The sequence below is a fragment of the Oleiphilus sp. HI0132 genome (genome assembly GCF_001635845.1).
Map to the genome: position 1 here is coordinate 1 of NZ_LWGJ01000285.1, position 748 is coordinate 748.

General features: G+C 46.9%; 1 protein-coding gene. It reads left to right on the forward strand.

Features of this window, described 5'->3' with window-relative positions:
- Window positions 1–748: serine hydrolase (locus tag A3766_RS03480; RefSeq protein WP_156508656.1), on the forward strand; the 748-nt coding region annotated here is incomplete at both ends.

Below are 748 nucleotides of genomic sequence, written 5' to 3' on the forward strand. Positions count from 1 at the left end.
GTTTCAATTAGTATGCGCCGACGAGGAAAAGTAATACTTGATCGTGCGATTGGTCATGCGGTTGGTAATGGTCCTGACGCACAAGAAGGTGATGCTCGTGTTCTTATGCGTCCTAATACTCCTGTCTGTTTGTTTTCCGCTTCTAAGGCAGTTACGGCTTTTTTGATGCACCTGCTTTCTGAAGATAAACTCGTTCATCTGCATGATCCTATTAGCTTCTATGCACCGGAGTTTGGTAAGAATGGCAAAAAGAATGTCACGATTCACGAGGTCTTGTCCCACAGAGCGGGTGTTCCTGGATTACCGAAAGGTGTTCCCCCTGAAGTCTTGTGGGATAACGATGAAATCTGGCGCATCTTGTGTGAGACCAAGCCTCAGTCTTCAAAAGGCAACCGGTTGGCATACCACGCCTTGACGGGTGGCTATATTCTTGAACGTGTGGTTAGGCAGGTTACCGGAAAAAGTATTCAAGACTTCTTGGATGAGCGTGTCAGAAAACCGATGGGCATGAAGTATTTCCGCTATGGTGTGGAAGAGCGCTATGCTGATCGGGTGGCCGATAATCACGCGACAGGCGTTAGGCCTTTCTATCCTATTTCGGCTTTAATTGAGCGGGCATTGGGTGGATCGCTTGATATGGTTGAAAGTGTAACTAATGACCCACGTTTTAAAAAGGCGGTTATTCCTGCTGGCAATATTATGGGAACCGCAGAAGAGATAGGCCGCTTCTTCCAAATGCTGTTGAATA